Genomic DNA, 21263 nt, shown 5'->3' with positions numbered 1-21263 from the left:
TTTCTAGTGTCTGTCCCGGGTTAATGTTATAATGTGATAAATAAAATGGAGTAAATAGCGTCCAGATTTATTTGATGAGGGGGTAAGCTGACATGTCAAAACATCCAGTAGTCGTACGCTTGAAAACAGGACTGCACGCCAGACCTGCTGCGCTGTTCGTACAGGAAGCGAATAAATATTCATCAGAAATTTTTGTGGAAAAAGAAGACAAAAAGGTTAATGCCAAGAGCATCATGGGTATTATGAGCCTCGCCATCAGTACAGGTACTGAAATCAATATTAGTGCCGAAGGTGCGGACGCCGAACAGGCTGTAAACGCTTTAGTAAGTCTGGTTAGTAAGGTTGAGCTGGAAAATCAATAAACGAACATCTGCTTTGTGATATGATGTATCTCTTAGTGAAAGCCCCCTCGGGGGCTTTTTTTTTGTATCCAGAGAAAAGTATTCAACCCGTCCCACCATTAAGCTATTGATGTATATTTATTTGAATATAGCGACCGCATTAAGTCCAAGCTACAAATAATTAAAACTCCTGTGGTGTGCCTTGTTTCGGAAATTTATACCGCTTGACTGCAACCTTTTCCCGTTTTTTCCGTCTGGAAGGTACAAACATTTTCAAGAAAGAGGTTGAGTACGATGAGAGTTTGGACAAGAACAGTAAGCACAGCAATTCTTGCAGGAGCATTATTAGCTGGAGGAGTAGCAGGAGGGCTGTGGACGGGAGCTGATCGCGCTTATGCTGCAACGGCGACGACGGCGAATGGTGTAATTAACGTGAGTGGAAGTGGTGAAATAATGGCTAAGCCAGACATCGCTTATCTCTCTATTGGGGTGCAATCGGAAGGAAATACTGCTGCTGCTGCTCAAAAAGCTAATGCTGCGAAAATAAACAAGGTCACACAGCTGTTAAAAGAAAAATGGAGTATCAGTGCAGACGATATTCAGACAAGCCAGTTCTCTGTACAACCTAACTATACCTATAACGAGAAGGAAGGACAGAAGCTCAAAGGCTACATTGCTAACCATACACTTTCAGTGAAATATCGCAACTTGGACAAAATTGGTCAGCTGCTGGATGAGGCTACAAACTCCGGTGCAAACAACGTAGATAATATACAGTTTTCCGTAGAGAATCCTTCTTCTTATGAAGAAGCTGCTATTGCAAAAGCGTTGGATAACGCTCAATCCAAAGCCAGTGCCGTAGCAAAATCAGCTAAACGCGGCTTAGGGGCTCTGGTGAATGTGACAGTAGATGGCGGGGAAGCTCAGGTTTTCACACAACGTGAGAATGCCATGTCCAAAGCGCTCATGGATATGAGTGGCGGAACAGAGATACAGTCGGGCCAAGTAACGGTGAAAGTCCAAGTGTCTGCCCAATATGAGATGAACTAGTATAGGCCATTAAACGGAGCCGCAAGCGCCTGCAACATTGCAGGGTGACTTGTTGGCTTCTTTTGTCTATTGAAACCGTTTTGTAATGAGTCTGTCATAGCTAATGGCTGTTAGGTGTACAGATTGAAATCAGTGAGTGTACAGATTGTAAACTACATACAATAGGGTATAGATATAATAAGAAAAGTGATCAAAACACATAGATAATACAGATTCACAATAGGAGGAATACTTACGATGAACAAGCATACGAAAAAATGGGGCTCAGCACTGCTGGCAGCGGGAATCTTAGCAGGGGTTGCGGTCATTCCCGTTTCCTATATTGAGGCAGCTTCGACCAAACAGCAGCAAGCGACAACACAGCAACCAGGGGTCACCATCCAATGGAATGGTAAAACGTTGGCCGCTAAAAGTGTACAAGTGAACGGGAACACAATGATTCCAGTGGCAGCACTGCGTGATAGTTTGGGAATTCCGGTGAGCTATGACACCAAGGAAGGGACATATACAGTGGGGAGCGGGTACAACAAGCTCTATATCGTGGTCTCCTCCTCGGATGCCTATGCCAATGTGAACGGGATCAACACGCGCAGCATGGATGCCAAAATGATCGCCGGGAAGCTATATATTCCTATGAGTCTGCTGAAAGACTATCTGGGTATCGATGCGCAGTGGAATGCAACTCAGAAAACAGTAACATTGAGTAAAAGCCAGCTAAATCCGATCACAATTGCATCTCAGACGCTTCCAGCTTCGAGTAATGCAAAGGTATCCTATAAGATTAAGTATCCGCAAATCAGCGGCAGCCAGCTGAATCCTGAGGCTCAACAGGCCATTAATAATGTGCTTAAAAAGCATGCAGAGACAGTATTGGCAGCAGGCAAAAAGATGGTGGCAGAGGGAGAGGTTACAGCAGAAAGACCGTATGATTTCGAAAATGATTTTGCAATTGCCTATAATAAGGACGGTATTCTAAGTGTGATTATGCAGGACTACTCGTATACAGGTGGCGCACACGGTATGACGGCACGTAAAGGATATACGTTCTCGCTTGCTGATGGTAAGCAGTTGCAATTGTCTGACGTATTGAAGGCAAATCCTAACTATAAAAAGTTCCTGAATGCTGATTTGAAGAAAAAAATTGATGCGCTCCAGGCTGGCGAAGGTTTTGAGAAATTTAAAGAGTTGGCCGCAGATCAGAATTTTTATGTGACCAACAGTGGAGTAACCATCGTGTTTGATTTGTATGATTATGCGCCATACGCTTATGGAATTCCGGAGTTTACTTACTCGTTCGCTCAACTGCTGCCTCAGGGCGGCAAGCCTTTTGCGGGACAAAATCAATAATCTGGATTAGTTATATATTGAAAATTAATAGTAAATAAAAAAGACTGCCTACCGGATACGAAAATCCGAGGCAGCCTTTTTTATTTACCAGCTATTCAGAAGAAAACCACTTTTCTTATACACCTTCTGGAGAGGAGCTAGTTAACACTTTATCAATAATACCGTATTCCTTGGCATCATCAGCGGACATGAAATAGTCGCGGTCTGTGTCTTTTTCGATGCGTTCCAGTGGTTGACCTGTGCGATCTGCGAGAATGCGGTTCAACTTGTCACGCATTTTCAGAATGCGACGGGCACGAATTTCGATATCCGTTGCCTGTCCTTGTGCACCGCCTAGTGGCTGGTGAATCATAATTTCACTGTTTGGCAAGGCAAAACGTTTACCTTTGGCACCTGCATTCAGCAAGAAAGCACCCATGGAAGCAGCCATACCTACACAAATGGTAGATACGTCAGGTTTAATGTATTGCATCGTATCGAAAATGGCCATACCAGCTGTGATGGAACCGCCAGGGCTGTTAATATACAAGTGAATGTCTTTTTCAGGATCTTCAGCAGCCAAAAACAGCATTTGGGCAATAATTGAGTTGGCTACAACGTCATTGACGTCCGAGCCCAACAAAATAATGCGATCCTTCAACAGTCTGGAATAAATGTCATAGGCGCGTTCGCCGCGGTTACTTTGTTCTACTACCATAGGAACATAGCTCACGTCAAAAAACCTCCCTTAAATCGTTAGTGGATTTGGTGGATATGCCGAATACACATCCCTATTTATAAACTGTTACCGTATTAACCACATGATAAACAATTTCAAACAAAAAGTCAAAGAAAGTCAAACTATTGATTAAAAAAAAAGAACGCTTAGCGCTCTTTTTGGTTAAAAACATCATATGGAACATTTAGCCAATCGTATAAAACGACGCGCCCGCGAGGAATCGAACCTCGATCTCAGGCTCCGGAGGCCTACGTCATATCCGTTGGACCACGGGCGCAAAGATGAATCATTACAAACAACCAACTAATTAATTGGAAACAAAGATGATTATATGATATACGGCATTGAATTGCAAGCTTTTATTACGTGCGCATATTCACATAAAAAGTTGAGAAATATAGGTTCAGATAGACTTGCATGTGAAGCAAATATTGGGTAAGATATACGTGGGACTTAAAAAGTTATCCCGGGACATTTTAAGACCAGTTAGAGATATAGCATAGAGACAGAACTTAGAAGTGTGCGGGAGTGGAAAGCATGCGAAAGATATTAGAAATACAGAAGCAGCTTCTGCCCGACCTCATGGATGTTTTGAAAAAAAGGTACACGATCCTGCATCAGATTATGCTGTCCGAAGTTATCGGACGCAGAACACTGGCAGCTTCACTGGATATGACCGAGCGCGTACTGCGCGCTGAGACTGATCTCCTTAAAGCGCAAGGGCTAATTGAGATTGAGAGTGTGGGCATGAAGGTGAGCAAAGCAGGACTGGATCTGCTGGAACAGCTGGAGCCGATTGCGAACAACTTGTTCGGCCTGTCCCAATTGGAGGATCAGATTCGTCAAGCCTACGGTTTGAGGAAGGTGGTTGTCGTTCCAGGGGATTCGGATGCTTCACCGTTAGCGAAGCAGGAACTGGGCCGTGCTGGCGCAAAGGCGCTGCTGAGTGTTATGGATGACGAGGACGTGGTCGCTGTAACAGGTGGCACGACGATTGCAGATGTGGCGGAACAACTGGCATTACCTGCTAACGGCCCGCTTAAGGGCGGATGGTTTGTACCGGCACGCGGGGGTTTGGGAGAGAGCATGGAAATGCAGGCAAATACAATTGCCTCCACGATGGCTCGCAAGGTCGGCGCTCAATACCGTCTGCTCCATGTACCGGATTTGCTCAGCAATCATGCTTACAACTCCTTGCTTGAGGATACGAATATTCAGGATATATTAAGCCTGATTCGAGAGAGTCGTATTATCATTCACGGGATAGGCAACGCCATAGCAATGGCCCACAGACGCAAGCTTGACCCTGAAACCTTTGCCCAGATCAGCAATGAGGGTGCGGTCGCCGAATCGTTTGGTTATTATTTTAACGAAGACGGCGTCGTTGTTCACAGAATGCTGACGCTCGGACTCCGTTTGGAGGACATCAGGCGTACGGAGACGGTGTTAGGTGTGGCTGGAGGCAAGAGCAAGGCTGCTGCTATTCATGCAGTATTGCGTTTCGGACAGGAAGACATTCTTGTCACCGACGAAGGCGCTGCTGCCGAGATTGTAAGCCGTTATTTAAGAGATTGATAAGGTTTTTTAATTGTGTTGTCTTGACGGGCTTTCGGGTCTGTCTTGAATATATAAAACTAAACTAAACGAACTTTGGGAGGAACTCACTCATGACAGTTAAAGTTGGTATTAACGGTTTCGGACGTATTGGACGCCTTGCTTTCCGCCGTATTCAAGACGTAGAAGGTATTGAAGTAGTAGCAATTAACGACTTGACAGATTCCAAAATGCTGGCACATCTGTTGAAATATGATACAACACAAGGTACTTTCCAAGGACAAGTAGAAGTACATGACGGTTTCTTCAAAGTAAACGGTAAAGAAGTTAAAGTTTTGGCTAACCGTAACCCTGAAGAATTGCCTTGGGGAGACCTGGGCGTAGACATCGTTCTGGAATGCACAGGTTTCTTCACAACTAAAGAAGCTGCTGAGAAACATTTGAAAGGCGGCGCTAAAAAAGTTGTTATCTCCGCTCCAGCTACTGGCGACATGAAAACTGTCGTTTACAACGTAAACCATGAAATTCTGGACGGAACTGAAACTGTAATTTCCGGTGCTTCTTGCACAACTAACTGCTTGGCTCCTATGGCTAAAACACTGCAAGACAAATTTGGTATCGTTGAAGGCTTGATGACTACAATTCACGCTTACACTGGCGACCAAAACACTTTGGATGCTCCACATGCTAAAGGTGACTTCCGTCGTGCTCGCGCAGCAGCTGAAAACATCATTCCTAACACTACTGGTGCTGCTAAAGCAATCGGTCTGGTTATCCCTGAGCTGAAAGGTAAATTGGATGGTGCAGCTCAACGTGTTCCAGTACCAACAGGTTCCCTGACTGAGCTGGTAACAGTTCTGGAGAAAAACGTAACTGCTGAAGAAATCAACGCAGCGATGAAAGAAGCTTCTGATCCTGAAACTTACGGATACACTGAAGATCAAATCGTTTCTTCTGACATCAAAGGTCTGACTTTTGGTTCCCTGTTTGATGCAACTCAAACTAAAGTTCTGACTGTTGGCGACAAACAACTGGTTAAAACTGTAGCTTGGTACGACAACGAAATGTCCTACACTGCACAATTGATCCGTACGTTGGAATACTTCGCTAAATTGGCTAAATAAGAATTCCTTATCGAGCAACATCATAGAGCGGAAACAGGTGTTATTGTTTCCGCTCTTTATATATCAAAATGTGCCTTAAATTCCTGTTTCGTAAAATTATAAGGGTGCGGAGGAATATGGAGATGAACAAAAAGAGCGTACGTGATATAGAACTGAATGGAAAACGGGTGTTTGTTCGTGTAGATTTTAACGTTCCGGTTGAGGATGGTAAAATTACCGATGACAAGCGTATTCGCGAAACCTTGCCAACCATTAACTACCTAATTGAAAAAGGTGCAAAAGTTATTTTGGCGAGTCACTTTGGACGTCCAAAGGGTCAAGTTGTTGAATCCATGCGTCTGACTGCTGCTGGTGTGCGTTTGTCAGAACTGCTTAATAAACCTGTTGTTAAGGTGGACGAAGCAGTTGGCGAGGCTGTTAAAGCGAAAGTGGCTGAACTGAAAAACGGCGATGTGCTATTGCTTGAAAATGTACGCTTCTACCCAGGAGAAGAGAAAAACGATCCTGAACTGGCGAAGCAATTTGCTGAGCTGGCTGACATTTTCGTGAATGATGCTTTTGGTGCAGCACACCGTGCTCATGCTTCTACAGAAGGTATCGCGCATCTTCTTCCGGCTGTTTCCGGCTTGCTGATGGAAAGAGAGTTGTCTGTTATTGGTAAAGCCCTGTCGAATCCAGATCGTCCTTTTACAGCCATTATTGGCGGTTCCAAAGTAAAAGACAAAATCGACGTAATCGACAACCTGCTGAACATTGCAGATAACGTAATTATTGGCGGCGGTTTGACTTATACATTCTTCAAAGCTCAAGGTCATGAAGTAGGTCAATCTTTGCTGGATGAATCCAAACTGGACGTAGCTCTTGGATTTATTGAAAAAGCGAAGAAGCTTGGCAAAAACTTCTACCTTCCTGTGGATATCGTTATTTCTGACGATTTCAGCGCTACAGCGAACACGAACATTGTGGACATCGACGGCATTCCTGCAGATTGGGAAGGCGTGGATATCGGACCGAAAACTCGTAAAATCTATGCAGATGTTATCAAAAACTCCAAATTGGTTGTTTGGAATGGACCAATGGGTGTATTTGAAATCGAGCCTTTCGCTGGCGGTACTCGTGAAGTAGCGGAAGCTTGTGCTACAACAGAAGCATACACCATCATTGGTGGCGGTGATTCTGCGGCTGCGGCTGAAAAATTCCACTTGGCTGACAAAATGGATCACATCTCCACTGGCGGCGGCGCATCCCTGGAATTCATGGAAGGCAAAGCACTTCCGGGTGTTGTTGCACTTAACGATAAATAATCAAACGCATTACGCGTAATAAAGGCTTTAGGGCACCTAATAGTTAGGAGTTGAAACCATTGAGAACACCGATTATCGCGGGTAACTGGAAGATGTTCAAAACCGTACCAGAAGCTAAAACCTTCATCGAAGAGATCAAAGGTAAAGCAGAGGTTGCAGGAGTGGAGAGCGTTATATGTGCTCCATTTACAAATCTTCCTGCTCTGGTTGAAGCAGTAAAAGGTACATCTATTAAAATCGGCGCACAAAACCTGCACTTTGCAGAAGATGGCGCATTTACAGGTGAAATCAGCGGCGGAATGCTGAAAGATCTGGGCGTAGACTACGTTGTGATCGGACACTCCGAGCGTCGTGAGTATTTCAACGAAACAGACGAAACGGTGAACAAAAAGGTTCATGCAGCATTCCGTCATGGCCTGACACCAATCGTATGCGTAGGCGAAAAGCTGGAAGACCGTGAAGCAGGTCAAACCAAAGAAGTTGTAAAAGTGCAAACTGTAGCAGCTTTTGCTGGTCTGGCTAAAGATCAAGCGGCACAAGTTGTAGTTGCTTATGAGCCAATCTGGGCCATCGGAACAGGCAAATCCTCCACTTCGCAGGATGCGAATGAAGTGATTTCCTACATCCGTAGTCTGATTAAAGAGCTGTATGATGAAAATACAGCAAATGCTGTACGTATTCAGTACGGTGGTAGTGTAAAACCTGAAAATGTTACTGAGTACCTGGGTCAAAGCGATATCGACGGCGCGCTCGTGGGCGGTGCCAGTCTTCAACCGGCGTCGTACATCGCGCTTGTTGAGGGGGCGAAGTAAGATGACAGCACCAAAACCGGTAGCTTTAATTATTATGGACGGATTCGGACTGCGTGACACTGTGGAAGGCAATGCGGTTGCACAGGCCAATAAACCGAATTACGACCGGTATTTAAAACAGTATCCACATACTACTTTGACGGCTTCTGGTGAAGCGGTGGGTCTGCCGGAAGGACAAATGGGTAACTCCGAAGTAGGTCACTTGAACATCGGCGCAGGCCGAATCGTATATCAAGATTTGACTCGTATTTCGAAGTCCATCCGTGAAGGCGAGTTCTTCGACAATGAAACATTGGTTAAAGCCGTGCAGCATGCGAAGAAGAACAACACTAAACTTCACTTGTACGGACTTCTGTCCGACGGTGGTGTGCATAGCCATATCAGCCATCTGTTCGCTATGCTGGATCTGGCTAAAAAAGAAGGATTAACCGAAGTGTACATTCATGCTTTCATGGATGGACGTGACGTTATGCCTGATAGCGGCGTAGGCTTTATGCAACAACTGGTCGCTAAAATTCAGGAAGTGGGCATTGGCCAAATTGCAACCGTACAAGGACGCTATTATGCAATGGACCGCGACAAACGTTGGGAACGTGTTGAGAAATCTTACCGTGCAATCGTATACGGTGAAGGTCCTCAATATACCGACCCACTCGAAGCATTGAAGGAATCGTATGAAAAATCAGTGTTCGATGAATTCGTGGAGCCAACTGTTATTGTGAAGGCTGATGGAAGCCCTGTAGGGCTGGTTGAAAGCAATGACTCTGTCGTATTCCTGAATTTCCGTCCTGACCGTGCGATTCAATTGTCTCAAGTATTTACCAATGAAGATTTCCGTGGTTTTGACCGTGGGCCACAATGGCCTAAAAATCTGCACTTTGTTTGCCTGACCTTGTTCAGTGAAACGGTTGGAGGCTTTGTTGCCTATGAACCGAAAAACCTGGACAACACGTTTGGCGAAGTGCTGGTACAAAACAACAAAAAGCAATTGCGTATTGCTGAGACAGAAAAGTATCCGCACGTTACTTTCTTTTTCAGTGGCGGACGCGATGTGGAGCTTCCTGGCGAAACTCGTATTTTGATCAACTCGCCTAAAGTGGCTACATATGATCTGCAGCCTGAAATGAGTGCGTATGAAGTAGCGGATGCTGCTGTTAAGGAAATCGAAGCCGACAAGCATGATGCGATTATCCTGAACTTTGCCAATCCGGATATGGTTGGACACTCCGGTATGCTGGAACCAACAATTAAGGCAGTAGAGACAACGGATGAGTGTGTTGGACGTGTTGTAGATGCAGTTAAAGCCAAAGGCGGCGTGGTAATTATCATCGCTGACCATGGTAACGCGGATATGGAAATTGATGAGCAGGGACGTCCGTTCACAGCTCACACAACGAATCCGGTTCCGTTCATTTTGACTGACGAAAATATCGTTCTACGTGAGCATGGAATTCTGGCTGACGTAGCTCCAACGCTTCTGGATTTGATGCAACTTCCGCAACCTGCGGAAATGACAGGAAAATCTATGATTGCATCCCGCAAGTAAGCTTGATTTAATAAGTATAGGCTTGACCAATAAATTATGAATTACAAAGGAGATTAAGTACAAATGACTATTATTTCTGACGTGTACGCTCGCGAAGTCCTCGACTCCCGTGGTAACCCTACGGTTGAAGTTGAAGTATATCTGGAATCCGGTGCGATTGGTCGCGCTATCGTTCCTTCTGGTGCATCCACAGGCGCTCACGAAGCTGTAGAGCTTCGCGATAACGACAAATCCCGTTACCTGGGTAAAGGTGTTCTGCAAGCAGTTAAAAACGTGAACGAAATTATTGCTCCTGAAGTAATCGGCTTGGATGCTGTGAACCAAGTAGAAATCGATACATTGATGATCAAATTGGATGGTACTCCAAACAAAGGTAAACTGGGTGCAAATGCAATTCTGGCTGTATCCATGGCTGTCGCTCGCGCTGCTGCTGAAGCTCTGGGCTTGCCACTGTACACTTACCTGGGTGGATTCAACGCTAAACAATTGCCAGTACCAATGATGAACATCGTTAACGGTGGTGCTCATGCCGACAACAACGTTGACGTACAAGAATTCATGGTTCTGCCTGTAGGCGCTCCTACATTTAAAGAAGCTCTGCGTGTTGGCGCAGAAATCTTCCACAACCTGAAATCTGTACTGAATTCCAAAGGCTTGAACACAGCTGTTGGTGATGAAGGTGGTTTTGCTCCTAACTTCAAATCCAACGAAGAAGCTCTGTCCACTATTATCGAAGCAATCGAAAAAGCTGGTTACAAACCAGGTGTTGACGTATTCCTCGGTATGGACGTTGCCTCCACTGAGTTCTTCAAAGATGGCAAATACACTTTGGAAGGCGAAGGCAAATCCTTCACTTCTGCTGAGTTCGTTGACCTGCTTGCTTCTTGGGTTGATAAATACCCAATCATCACAATCGAAGATGGCTGCTCCGAAGATGACTGGGAAGGTTGGAAATTGCTCACTGAAAAACTGGGCAACAAAATCCAATTGGTTGGTGACGACCTGTTCGTAACTAACACTGAGCGTCTGGCTAAAGGTATCGATGAAAACATCGGTAACTCTATCCTGATCAAAGTAAACCAAATCGGTACGCTGACTGAAACATTCGATGCTATCGAATTGGCTAAACGCGCAGGATACACAGCTGTAATCTCTCACCGTTCCGGTGAATCCGAAGACAGCACAATCGCTGATATCGCTGTTGCAACAAATGCAGGCCAAATCAAAACTGGTGCTCCTTCCCGTACTGACCGTATTGCGAAGTACAACCAATTGCTCCGCATTGAGGATCAACTGGGCGAACTGGCTCAATACCACGGCCTGAAATCTTTCTACAACCTGAAAAAATAATATTGCGAAAAATGCTGACAGCGTCTTAGAACGATGGTTTATGATCACGAAGTCTGACGCTCGAAGCTTTTACGCATGAATTAAACAGACCTGCTCGCTATATGCAAGCAGGTCTGTTTTTTGTTATGAATAATGTATCTATTATCTACAGAAGCTTAATGGCTAAGTGTCTTACTGTAGCTGTTGTTATCTACTGGAAGCTGTGGTAGAATAAAAATAGTGTTTTGCGTTAATTTCCGGCTATTTAAAGCATGATATGTGCATGTTTTCATAAAAGAGGCTGTGTTGTTTTGCAAAACAGATGTATAAGCTCAGGAGGTGGGATTTTTCATGGAAATCTTTTTGAAAGTGCTGCTCGTTGTGTTCTCGATTGCTGTTATAGCGGTTGTTTTACTGCAAAAGGGGAAAAGCGCAGGTTTGTCCGGTGCCATCTCTGGCGGTGCTGAGCATCTGTTCGGCAAGACCAAAGCTCGCGGTATGGATTTGATTTTACAACGCGTAACTGCTGTTTTGGGTGCATGTTTTATGATCGTTTCCGTTTTGGTTGCATTTTTCGCAAAATAAGATAAGTATATACCTTAAGCCTTCGTTTCATGGGAAACGGGGGCTTTTTTGGATTTTGGACAGGCAGGGATGCCGTCGATTAAATTCGTGTATACTAGGGTATGAGTATATTAAGAGCCTTGTATCAGGAACAAGGAACATGCGGATTTATTACTGAAAATTAAAGGTCACCCGAGGTGGACAAAATTATGATAACAGAGCAACAACTACTTGATTTCATGCGCGAGACCGCATACAAGCCTATGACATACCAGGAGCTGGAGCAACATTTTGACGTTAAGGATGCAGAAGAGTTTCGTGAATTCCTTAAGCTCTTGAACGCATTGGAGGAAGACGGGAAAATTCTGCTGACCCGCACAAACCGTTATGGTGTTCCAGAACGGATGGATTTGCAGCGCGGGCGTTTGCAGGCCCATGCCAAGGGGTTTGCTTTTTTGATTCCAGAGGACCGGGAGCACCCGGATGTGTACATTCATGCCAACGACTTAAAGAGCGCAATGAATGGAGATACGGTACTGGTAAGAGTGACGTCAAAGGGACCTGCGGGTGGCCGATTAGAAGGCGAAGTTGTGCGAATCGTGAAGCGCGCAGTGCTTCAGGTAGTCGGTGTGTTTCAGAGCCACGAAGCATATGGTTTTGTTTTGCCGGATGATAAACGTATTAACCGGGACATTTTCATTCCTAAGGACAGCTTTAACGGAGCTGTGAACGGGCAAAAGGTCGTCGTGCGTATTGTGAGCTATCCGGAAGGACGTGCAGCGGCAGAAGGCGAAGTGCTGGAGGTGCTGGGTCATAAGGATGATCCGGGCGTTGACATCTTGTCCGTTATTCGCAAGCATCAGCTCCCGGAAGCCTTTCCGGATGAAGTGATGGCGGAAGCGGATCAGGCTCCTGATGCGATTACGGAAGAAGAAATTATACGTCAAGGACGGCGTGATTTGCGCGATAAGGTCATTGTTACCATCGACGGTGAGGATGCCAAAGACCTCGATGATGCGGTTAATGTAGAGCGCTTGCCGAATGGAAACTACCGTCTGGGCGTTCATATTGCTGACGTAGGGTATTATGTGCTTGAGAACTCTAAACTGGATCAGGAGGCATATAACCGCGGTTGCAGTGTGTATTTGGTTGACCGCGTCATTCCGATGCTTCCACATCGACTTTCAAACGGAATATGTTCATTGAATCCTCAGGTGGATCGACTGACTTTATCCTGTGAGATGGAATTCAATGAGCATATGAAGGTCGTAAAGCATGATATTTTCACCAGCGTGATTAAAACAAAGGAACGGATGACCTACACGAACGTTCGCAAAATCCTCGAAGAGGAAGATGCAGAACTGATGGAACGCTACAAGGACCTGGTTGATGTATTCCGCACGATGAAGGATTTGGCGTTGAAGCTGCGTGCAAATCGGATGCGCCGGGGTGCGGTTGATTTTGATTTTGATGAGGCCAAAGTGATTGTAGATGACGAAGGCAAAGCTGTCGATATTGTGAAAAGGGATCGTACGATAGCCGAACAAATTATCGAAGAGTTTATGCTGGCGGCCAATGAAACGGTAGCCGAACATTTTCACTGGCTTAAGGTACCGTTCTTGTACCGAATTCATGAGGACCCCGATCCAGAGAAGCTGCAAAATTTTATGGCTTTCGCAGCTAATTTTGGTCATCAGATCAAAGGTCGAGGAAATTCCATTCATCCGCGTGCACTGCAAACATTGTTGGAAGACATTCAGGGTACGAAGGAGCAAACGGTGCTTAGCACGATGATGCTGCGTTCGATGAAGCAGGCCAAGTATGATGCGGAGTCGACAGGTCATTTTGGACTAGCCGCGGAGTATTACTCTCATTTTACATCACCGATTCGTCGTTACCCTGACTTGGTAATTCACCGTGTTATTCGTGAGGTGTTGGAGAATGGCGGGGCTTTGACAGATGAGCGTCAGGAATACTTGACTGCACGCATGCCAGACATTGCTCAACAATCCTCCGAGCGTGAACGTGTGGCTGTGGATGCAGAGCGTGACACAGAGCAAATGAAAAAGGCTGAATACATGCTGGACAAGGTTGGCGAGGAGTTCGAGGGGATCATCAGCAGTGTAACCAGCTTTGGGATGTTCATTGAGCTAGACAACACTGTCGAGGGTCTGACGCGTCTGAGTGCACTTACGGACGACTATTATCATTTTGACGAGCAGCATATGGCGTTAATCGGAGAACGCACCTCTAAGGTGTTCCGCATTGGGGATGAGGTTAAGGTTCGCGTCGCACGTGTGAATATGGAAGATTACACAATTGACTTCGAACTCGTCGATATGAAGCAACGGCAACGCCGTGAACGGACGGGTGGCTCGGGCCAGGGCGGAGATTTTACACGTGGCGAGGGCCGCGGTAAAGGCAGGGGCCGAGAAGGACGTGACCGCAAGGGCGGCAAGGACAAGGCTGGTAGAGAGCGTAAAGGCGGCCGTGAGACGGCTGGAAAGCCTAAAGAGGGCGGCAACGGAGGCATCAGCACTGCAGGTCGTGCAGGTCGTGGTGGCGGAAACGGTGTCGGTACAGGCTCGACAGGCAGCTTCGGTTTTGGCAGTGGCAAGGGCGGGTATAACTCGCCAGCATCCGGGGCAAGCAAGCGGCGGAAGAAGACGTCTACCAGCGGGATATTCATTGGTGATGCAGCTACCCCAGGTAATGATGCCAGATCAGGCGGTGAAGGCGCAGCACGTCGCAAGCGGAAAAAAAAGGGCGGTAACGGCGGAAATAGCACCGCTGGGTTTGTACGGAAAAAGAAAAAGTAGGTTGGTATAACTTACTTGTTAGGTAACTGGAGCTTTTCAAGAGCAGTGGATGATGCTGATGGAAGCTTAGGTATATGAGCGGTTTCTGTCTGCAGTAATGGATAGAAGCCGCTTGATTTTAGTGCGCTTTTGGGGTAATTAGAAATGTAGAAGCCTTGACTTTTCTTGCTTTTACCATCCGAAATTTGTTACAATATATTTCTAGGGTAGCTCATTGTAGCGGGATTTCTAGATTGAATTAAGTTATGTATAAGGAGTGGTATTCATGGGTAAGAAGGCAGACGGGAAAGTGCTCGCCCAGAACAAAAAAGCTTCCCATGACTATTTTATTGAAGATACCTACGAGGCGGGCATGGTGTTAACGGGAACAGAGATTAAGTCTCTGCGGAATGGTCGCTCTAATATAAGCGATGCTTTTGCTACGATCCGTAATGGCGAAATTCATATTCACAATATGCATATCAGCCCTTTTGAACAAGGTAATCGTAACAATCCGACTGATCCGACGCGTACGCGTAAGTTGCTGCTGCATAAAGAGCAGATTCGTAAGCTTATTGGTCTCTCGAAACAGGAAGGCTACACCATCGTGCCGCTCAAAATTTATGTTCGCAACGGTTATGCCAAACTGCTACTTGGACTGGGTAGAGGTAAAAAGCAGTATGATAAGCGCGAAACAGCTGCCAAACGTGATGCACAGCGTGATATCCAACGTGCACTAAGAGAGAAGCAAAAAATTGCAAGATAAGCAGTCTGCTTACTCTGTATGGTACAAATTACGTGGATAAGTTACTTGTTCCTGTAATGGTGCTATTTTATCGAGCCTTAATGGCTTCATTCCGTTTCGTTATGACATGTAATATGTTATACTAACGAAGTAGTAATTTTTCAATGCATCTTGATTTAACTTGTTCGGAGTGTTGAATCTTAGGATTCAGCTTTTGATATTATGCACTTATGCTCCGGTATTTCCGGATTTATCCGTGGAGCCCTTTTATAATAAGGGGGCGTTTATGGATTCGACGGGGATAGTTCGAGCATGGGTAGCGGGTAGTGGGGACGCGTCCACTTCATCAACGCTAAAGCCTATTAAACGGCAAACAACAAAACAACTACGCTTTCGCAGCTTAATAACCTGTGAGCGTGCTCCTCTCCTGCATCGCCCATGTGCCGGATGTAGGGGCTAACCTATAGTGGGATACGCTGCCACATCTCCGCCTGGGGTGTGCTGAAGAAGACAATCAGGCTGACCCAACGTATAGCCGGTTACGGGGCGATACTCGGGTGACATCAAAACTGTGACTACACCCGTAGAAGCTTATGTGTCGTTATCTTCGGACAGGGGTTCGACTCCCCTCGCCTCCATTAAAAAAACCCGCTCCTTGAGCGGGTTTTTGCATTTTAGTAGGTTCGGTTGTGGACCATGTGTAACTTCAACTCTACAAACCCCCATTATCCAAACCGCTTGATAAAATCACTTGCATTAAGGGAGCGGCCTTTCCAAGACATAATACCTGCTTTCATTCTGAGCAAGGAAGGATTCAATTCGATCCATTGTCCGTTCCGATATCAATCCCCTTCTCCATATTAATTTCAGAAATGTACATTGAAAATAACACATGGGATGGTTCTTTCTGTAAACAAAATCTCGATTCTGGCCGATACATACATAAGATGGGTTATTGTTAAATATGCCCTTTTGCTTTTATATTTTGAATTAAATACTTATCTTTTTTACGAAGAAGGGACTAACCCTATGAGCTATATGGACGAGCATATTTTAAGTCTAAAAAATAGGCTTAATTATGATGTTGCATCTAATAACGTAAATACGAGTCTTTCTCAAACTGCTATATCTGATCAGGATCAATCCGTGTCTGGAAAAAGTATGGCGTTGCGGTTAGGTGATGAGTTCATTGCGTTGGAATGGAGAATGATTTTGGACGGACAATTGGAGGTAAGCGTCCCAAAATCTTTTAGCTTGATGCCACTGGAGCAGGCCAAATTTAAGTATCCATCAGAGTATCGTCCAGAGGTCATTTATACCTCGGAGGATGGAACGGTGAATATCACTTTTAATCGGACAGAATCATTTTTGGCGGACGAGGAGCTTTCTGAGTTTGTGGAGCAAATGGCGGACACTTTGCGAGCTGTACAACCAATCCGTAACTGGTTGGGCACTCAAGTGATCGTAAATCAGTCTGGTCTATCCATTGGCATGATCCGTTTTATAGCTGCAGGCGTGGATACGAATTTGTACAACGAAATCCTGCTGTTCACCCATGCAGGACAGGTGATGATGGGAACGTTTAACTGTACGGAATCGGACATGGAGGTATGGATACCTGTAGCGGAAAATACAGTGCAGTCGCTTCATGCAGTTTCATTGCCCTTACAAACTACGCTTGAGAAAGGAGCGGATTCGCTATGAGTCTGGGCTACGATAATATCCAAATCCATCCCTACGAGCTGGTTGAGTTGGAGCAGCTTACCCTCACGAAGAAAATCAACGAGCATACTCGGCTCTATTTTACAGGGATCATCCCGGAAGACATGCAGGACAGCTATGTGGAAACGACGGAAAAGAACACGGTGATTGAGGTGAGCCAACGCAATGAATCGGGTGAAAGTAAGCCGCTATTCAGCGGGATTGCGCTCTCGGTCGAAGTGAAGGTTGTGCGGGATGTGTACTATCTGGAGGTAGAGGCCATCTCCCATACTTATCGGATGGATATCCAGCAACGCACCCGTTCTTTTCAATATACCAAAATGACGATTCCCCAGATGCTGGAGCAGATTGGTAAGGATTATGAAGGGTTGGATGTGATTGATGGAGCGACAGGTGGAGAGCCTATCGGACGGATTGCCATCCAGTATCAGGAGACGGATTGGGCTTTTTTAAGACGCATGGCTTCTCGCTATCATACGAGCCTGATGCCTGTGGCGCGTTTTGACAGTCCTAAATTTTATTTTGGCATTGAAGACAGCCCTGCACAGGCCGTGCTAGATCATACCCGTTATACAGTACGCAAGCAGATGCTGCCTTTTCGCTACTTTCAGGAAAATGAGCAGGCGAAGGTGAACGAAAATGATTTTATTTTTTATGAGGTGGAGACAGACGAGGTGCTGGATCTGGGCGCTCAGTTGACCTTTCAGGGACACAGTTTGTATGTTATTGAGGCTTATACAGAGATGAGGCAAGGGCTGTTGCGGCATCAATATGTGCTTGCCTCGTACAAAGGCTTACGGCAGAAAGGCTATTATCAGGAAAATCTGGCGGGTGCTTCATTAGGCGGGGTGGTCGTAGACGTACGTCAGGATCAGGTACGTATCCATCTGGACTGCGACGAGAAGCAGGCGGTCGATCAGGCGCATTGGTTCAACTATTCGACGGTGTATAGCGGTGGGGGACATACAGGATGGTATGTGATGCCGGAAGAAGGGGACCCAGTTTCACTCTATTTTCCGGGCAGTCGTGAAGAGGATGGGGTAGCAGGCAGTGCAGTCCGACGTGCAGACAGAGGAAGCGGGCATAACAAGCTTTCCAATCCGCAGATGAAAATATGGCGAACACCTCATGGAAAAGAAATTCGTTTGGGACCGGATGAACTGGTCGTGACGGGTAAAGATGGTGCTATTTTTATCAAGCTGGACGATAAGGAAGGCATTCATATTATGAGCAATAAACAGGTAAGTATCTCGGCGGGTGGTAATCTGAGCTTGTCGGCTGGGAAAACGATGAATTTGTCGGCAGGCAGCGAGCTGCGTATGGATTGCAATGGCAGTCATATTCAATTGAGTGGATCAGCGGATATGAAGGGCAGTGAAGTGAAGTCGAATTAGGCTGTAGGGCAGCGGACGAATGGCATCAGCCTGTAGATATGAGTATATGAAGAGCTTTGGGTGGTGGTTGAGTACAAATGGAGAAGCCTATGGATGAGTTAGAACCGCAATGGCAAGCCATTTTGAATCAGGCGTGGTTTCTCATCCGCAGAGACTGGGCACTGAAGTTCAAGGGGACGCAGGAGCAACGGATTCAGGCCTGTGTCGAAGAGTTTCGGGGATATTGCCAGCACATTCGGCAAGAGCAGCTTCAAGGAAGAAAAGGAAGGATCGGTTATATCACGTACTCTATGCTACGTACCATGTGGCTGGAAGAACGGCCTGGTTATCTCGTAGAGATTTCCGATGTTTTATGGATGCTTGATCCGCAGCCGATCCGATTTGAATGGGATACAAGCTGGACATATTCCTACTGGACCGATTTGCAGCGACAATTGCGAGGGGAGGTAGAGAAGCAGCATGTTTCTCTATCGGAGCTTGAATGGGAGCAGATAATGTTGGAGGCAGCAGTACACATTCATGCGCTCGTTGTGAATGCGTTGCGTTTGGCGATGAAACAGGCGGTGTGCTTGCCGGAGTTTCAAGAGCTGGAGCGAGATGAGACGTTCGAGATTCGTGTGGGGGAATATATGGATCATAGTGTGTCGGTATATCGAGAAGATCGCAGAGCCATGGGGGCGAATGAGATTCGGTCATGGTTGGAGGAAAGAGAAGAACATGCGTACAGCTATCAGGCGTTGACCCAAGTTGAACTATCGGATGGGGATTACAGCCTGTTGGATTTACGTTATACAGCCTTTCGCCAAATCAGAATGGAACACAGCCGTCTGCATGGTTGTATCCTGGTAGGAACGGTGTGGCAGGAAAGTCAGCTAAATGGAATCGATTTGACATACAGCGTACTTCATGGAGCCAATTTTAGCGGATGCTCGTTGAAAGAGGCCATATTGGATGTCGTTATAGGTAACGCCGGATATGGATCAGATGCTTCACTAGATTGGGAGCCATTGGGTTTTGCTGGCGTAGATTTCACAGGGGCGAGCTTGCAGGGGGCCCGTTTTCAAGATGCACAGTTGCGGGGAGCCATATTTCAAGAGGCGTTACTACAAAAAGCGTCCTTGGACGGGGCAGACCTCACGGATGCCTGCTTTGTTGGAGCAGATGTGACAGGTGCATCCTTTAAAGGGGCTTGCCTGATCGGGACTGATTTTACGGGTGCAAACGTACAAGGAGTCATTTTAACCGATGAACAGCGTAGAGGAGCCATTGGTTTGGAGTGGTCTACACAGGTCAGGGATGCTGCTAGTAAAAGGGGGTGGCTGCACTGAGATGTTTTCGACTGATGGTAGACGAGCGGGTAAAGCATCGGGTGGAGCCTGCTGCGCTGTCTCCTTTGCAAGTAGAAGATATCCTGACGGAGGCCGAGGGACAGCAACAGCAGGATGAACCTCTTTTTTTGGCTGTACATACCGATCCACGAACAGTGTACCCGGATTTTTTGGAATTTCCCCTACCACTGGTGTCCGATCGGATGAAAGTATTATTGGAGAAATATATGCCGGAACTGAAGTGGAAAGCAGCCATCCTTACCGATTTCCAGCAGGCCAGACAGGAGGTATACTGGGTGCTTCGTCCGCCGATGGTGGACTGTTTGTCCGCACAAACGGAATGGTACCTCAATGGTACGTTGAAGCGTTTGCTACTGAGACAGGGGGAGATAGAGCCTCCTGTTTTTCGGATTGAGGGACTGATCGAACCTTATATCTATATCCATTTGGCTGTGGCAGAAAGCCTGCTGCGCCGATCTTTTACAGGTATTCGAGTGCTAAGAGTTGAGATAGAAGCACTAAGGAGGATGGGGTAAGTGGGAGAAGCCCAGGTGAGACCGGGAACGGGTGCAAAAAAAAGCTATGTCGTGGCAGGAGCGATCTTAAGTTGTAGTTATGGCACACAACCTACCCGTTTGAAGAGACCTTTTAGCCATGGAGTCTACGTAAAAAACAAAGCACAAATGAACATTGGAGATTACGTTCCAGGAGTGAACATTCAGTCTTTTGGAAATTGCTCCAGTCCCTTAAATCCAGCTGTGCAGGCTAGTGAGATGGTAGACATCTATGGCGTGAAGAAGGCTCCGTGTGTTCCAGTCCTGACCATGCCGTGGCTGAATGGGAAAAGTGATGTGAAGATCGAAGGACAGCCGGCTTTGACACAAAACTGTACCCATCAATGTCTGTATTGTGGTCATATTCAAATTGAAAATGATGGACAGGAGCTGGACTAAGGGTCTGTTTCAAAGCTGTTAGGTTTCGAATTGTATTCGGGACGTGTATACAGTTGAACTGAAGGCTGCTTCGCATTCGTATCCGATGGATATCCAGATAAAGAAGCGATCTTATCAGGATATCCATCGTACCTACGATGGTCTGGTCACTGCAATAGTACGTTTAAAATACAAGTAATATCAGTATGGAGATGGCCTTGATATTATGGGGGTGAAAAGCAACTCAAGGGTCTATCTTCTTCCCTTTTTAATAAAGTGTTGACAAGAATAAAAAAATATTATATCTTTATATCAAGATAAATAAATTAAAGATAAAAACAAACAGAAAATTTTGCATAGGGAGGTATACACATGATTGCGATTTTAGAAAGAATTAATCAGTTGGCAAACAAAGCAAAAGAAGTTGGGTTAACTGAAATTGAAAAAACGGAGCAAATGGATCTTCGCAAGGAATACCTTCAAATCTTTCGGGGATCTGTACAAAGTATTCTCTTGAACGCTACGATTTACGATCCAAATGGTGATGATGTAACTCCTGAAAAACTTAGAAGAGAGCAGGCTAAAATCGTTAAACCATGAATTTAGCTTTGCTCAATATCTCTAATTTAAAAATCTTTAAATAATAAATATAATA

Annotated in this window: 19 protein-coding genes, 1 tRNA gene and 1 other RNA gene; 19 read left to right on the top strand and 2 right to left on the bottom strand. The window is 45.7% G+C overall.

From position 1 onward, the window contains the following. Positions 1 to 92: 92 nt before the first annotated feature. The 3 genes from C400_RS0118520 to C400_RS0118510 all read left to right on the top strand — a co-directional run bounded on the left by C400_RS0118520 (position 93) and on the right by C400_RS0118510 (position 2738). Positions 93 to 362 carry an HPr family phosphocarrier protein gene (locus C400_RS0118520; RefSeq protein WP_013368811.1) on the top strand — a complete coding sequence of 90 codons (270 nt, stop codon included), beginning with the start codon at positions 93 to 95 and terminating at the stop codon, positions 360 to 362. Positions 363 to 635: 273 nt separating this feature from the next. Further along, positions 636 to 1391, top strand: coding sequence for an SIMPL domain-containing protein (locus C400_RS0118515; protein WP_017427873.1), 756 nt, complete (start codon positions 636 to 638; stop codon positions 1389 to 1391). A gap of 237 nt (positions 1392 to 1628) precedes the next feature. Next, complete coding sequence (locus C400_RS0118510) at positions 1629 to 2738, top strand: PdaC/SigV domain-containing protein (protein WP_017427872.1); 1110 nt, start codon at positions 1629 to 1631, stop codon at positions 2736 to 2738. A gap of 115 nt (positions 2739 to 2853) precedes the next feature. Here C400_RS0118510 and clpP read toward each other — a convergent pair whose 3' ends face one another. Both clpP and C400_RS0118500 read right to left on the bottom strand, forming a co-directional pair. Next, positions 2854 to 3450: an ATP-dependent Clp endopeptidase proteolytic subunit ClpP gene (gene clpP, locus C400_RS0118505; RefSeq protein WP_013368815.1), complete on the bottom strand. Its 597-nt coding sequence runs from the start codon at positions 3448 to 3450 to the stop codon at positions 2854 to 2856. A 211-nt stretch (positions 3451 to 3661) separates the two neighbouring features. Next, positions 3662 to 3733, bottom strand: a tRNA-Arg gene (locus C400_RS0118500). Positions 3734 to 3993: 260 nt separating this feature from the next. On the opposite strand from C400_RS0118500, the gene C400_RS0118495 reads away from it, so the two are divergent. The 16 genes from C400_RS0118495 (at position 3994) to C400_RS0118425 (ending at position 21208) form a co-directional block, all read left to right on the top strand. Beyond that, a complete protein-coding gene (locus tag C400_RS0118495; RefSeq protein ID WP_017427871.1) occupies positions 3994 to 5031 on the top strand; it encodes a sugar-binding transcriptional regulator in 1038 nt (345 codons plus the stop codon). Positions 5032 to 5123: 92 nt separating this feature from the next. Further along, positions 5124 to 6134 (top strand): type I glyceraldehyde-3-phosphate dehydrogenase, encoded by a 1011-nt coding sequence (gap, locus tag C400_RS0118490; RefSeq protein WP_017427870.1) that lies wholly within the window; start codon positions 5124 to 5126, stop codon positions 6132 to 6134. Positions 6135 to 6256: 122 nt separating this feature from the next. After that, on the top strand, positions 6257 to 7438 hold the full coding sequence (locus C400_RS0118485) for a phosphoglycerate kinase (RefSeq protein ID WP_016820125.1): 1182 nt from the start codon (positions 6257 to 6259) through the stop codon (positions 7436 to 7438). A 59-nt stretch (positions 7439 to 7497) separates the two neighbouring features. Further along, positions 7498 to 8250 carry a triose-phosphate isomerase gene (gene tpiA, locus C400_RS0118480; RefSeq protein WP_013308264.1) on the top strand — a complete coding sequence of 251 codons (753 nt, stop codon included), beginning with the start codon at positions 7498 to 7500 and terminating at the stop codon, positions 8248 to 8250. 1 nt (position 8251) lies between these two features. Further along, positions 8252 to 9796 (top strand): 2,3-bisphosphoglycerate-independent phosphoglycerate mutase, encoded by a 1545-nt coding sequence (gene gpmI, locus C400_RS0118475; protein WP_016820126.1) that lies wholly within the window; start codon positions 8252 to 8254, stop codon positions 9794 to 9796. A gap of 63 nt (positions 9797 to 9859) precedes the next feature. Continuing rightward, a complete protein-coding gene (gene eno / locus C400_RS0118470; RefSeq protein ID WP_013368821.1) occupies positions 9860 to 11146 on the top strand; it encodes a phosphopyruvate hydratase in 1287 nt (428 codons plus the stop codon). A 330-nt stretch (positions 11147 to 11476) separates the two neighbouring features. Further along, positions 11477 to 11710, top strand: a complete 234-nt coding sequence (gene secG / locus C400_RS0118465) for a preprotein translocase subunit SecG (RefSeq protein WP_013368823.1) — start codon at positions 11477 to 11479, stop codon at positions 11708 to 11710. A gap of 188 nt (positions 11711 to 11898) precedes the next feature. Continuing rightward, positions 11899 to 14508 (top strand): ribonuclease R, encoded by a 2610-nt coding sequence (rnr, locus tag C400_RS0118460; protein ID WP_017427869.1) that lies wholly within the window; start codon positions 11899 to 11901, stop codon positions 14506 to 14508. A 265-nt stretch (positions 14509 to 14773) separates the two neighbouring features. Continuing rightward, positions 14774 to 15253 carry an SsrA-binding protein SmpB gene (gene smpB / locus C400_RS0118455; protein ID WP_007428162.1) on the top strand — a complete coding sequence of 160 codons (480 nt, stop codon included), beginning with the start codon at positions 14774 to 14776 and terminating at the stop codon, positions 15251 to 15253. A 255-nt stretch (positions 15254 to 15508) separates the two neighbouring features. Further along, positions 15509 to 15873, top strand: a transfer-messenger RNA (tmRNA) gene (gene ssrA, locus C400_RS26465). 388 nt (positions 15874 to 16261) lie between these two features. Further along, positions 16262 to 16936: a hypothetical protein gene (locus tag C400_RS0118450; RefSeq protein ID WP_017427868.1), complete on the top strand. Its 675-nt coding sequence runs from the start codon at positions 16262 to 16264 to the stop codon at positions 16934 to 16936. Continuing rightward, positions 16933 to 18348, top strand: coding sequence for a contractile injection system protein, VgrG/Pvc8 family (locus C400_RS0118445; protein WP_016820133.1), 1416 nt, complete (start codon positions 16933 to 16935; stop codon positions 18346 to 18348). The genes C400_RS0118450 and C400_RS0118445 overlap by 4 nt, the downstream gene beginning before the upstream one ends. Positions 18349 to 18425: 77 nt before the next feature. Next, positions 18426 to 19676, top strand: coding sequence for a pentapeptide repeat-containing protein (locus C400_RS0118440; protein ID WP_017427867.1), 1251 nt, complete (start codon positions 18426 to 18428; stop codon positions 19674 to 19676). 14 nt (positions 19677 to 19690) lie between these two features. Continuing rightward, the gene (locus tag C400_RS0118435) at positions 19691 to 20212 is read left to right on the top strand and encodes a hypothetical protein (RefSeq protein ID WP_016820135.1); all 522 of its coding nucleotides are present in this window, start codon (positions 19691 to 19693) and stop codon (positions 20210 to 20212) included. Then, on the top strand, positions 20213 to 20629 hold the full coding sequence (locus tag C400_RS0118430; RefSeq protein WP_016820136.1) for a DUF4280 domain-containing protein: 417 nt from the start codon (positions 20213 to 20215) through the stop codon (positions 20627 to 20629). 351 nt (positions 20630 to 20980) lie between these two features. Continuing rightward, positions 20981 to 21208 carry a DUF896 domain-containing protein gene (locus tag C400_RS0118425; RefSeq protein WP_016820137.1) on the top strand — a complete coding sequence of 76 codons (228 nt, stop codon included), beginning with the start codon at positions 20981 to 20983 and terminating at the stop codon, positions 21206 to 21208. Positions 21209 to 21263 lie beyond the last annotated feature (55 nt).

Source organism: Paenibacillus sp. ICGEB2008 (assembly GCF_000307675.1).
GTDB classification, from domain to species: domain Bacteria; phylum Bacillota; class Bacilli; order Paenibacillales; family Paenibacillaceae; genus Paenibacillus; species Paenibacillus polymyxa.
This window is presented reverse-complemented; position numbering and strand designations above follow the sequence as displayed.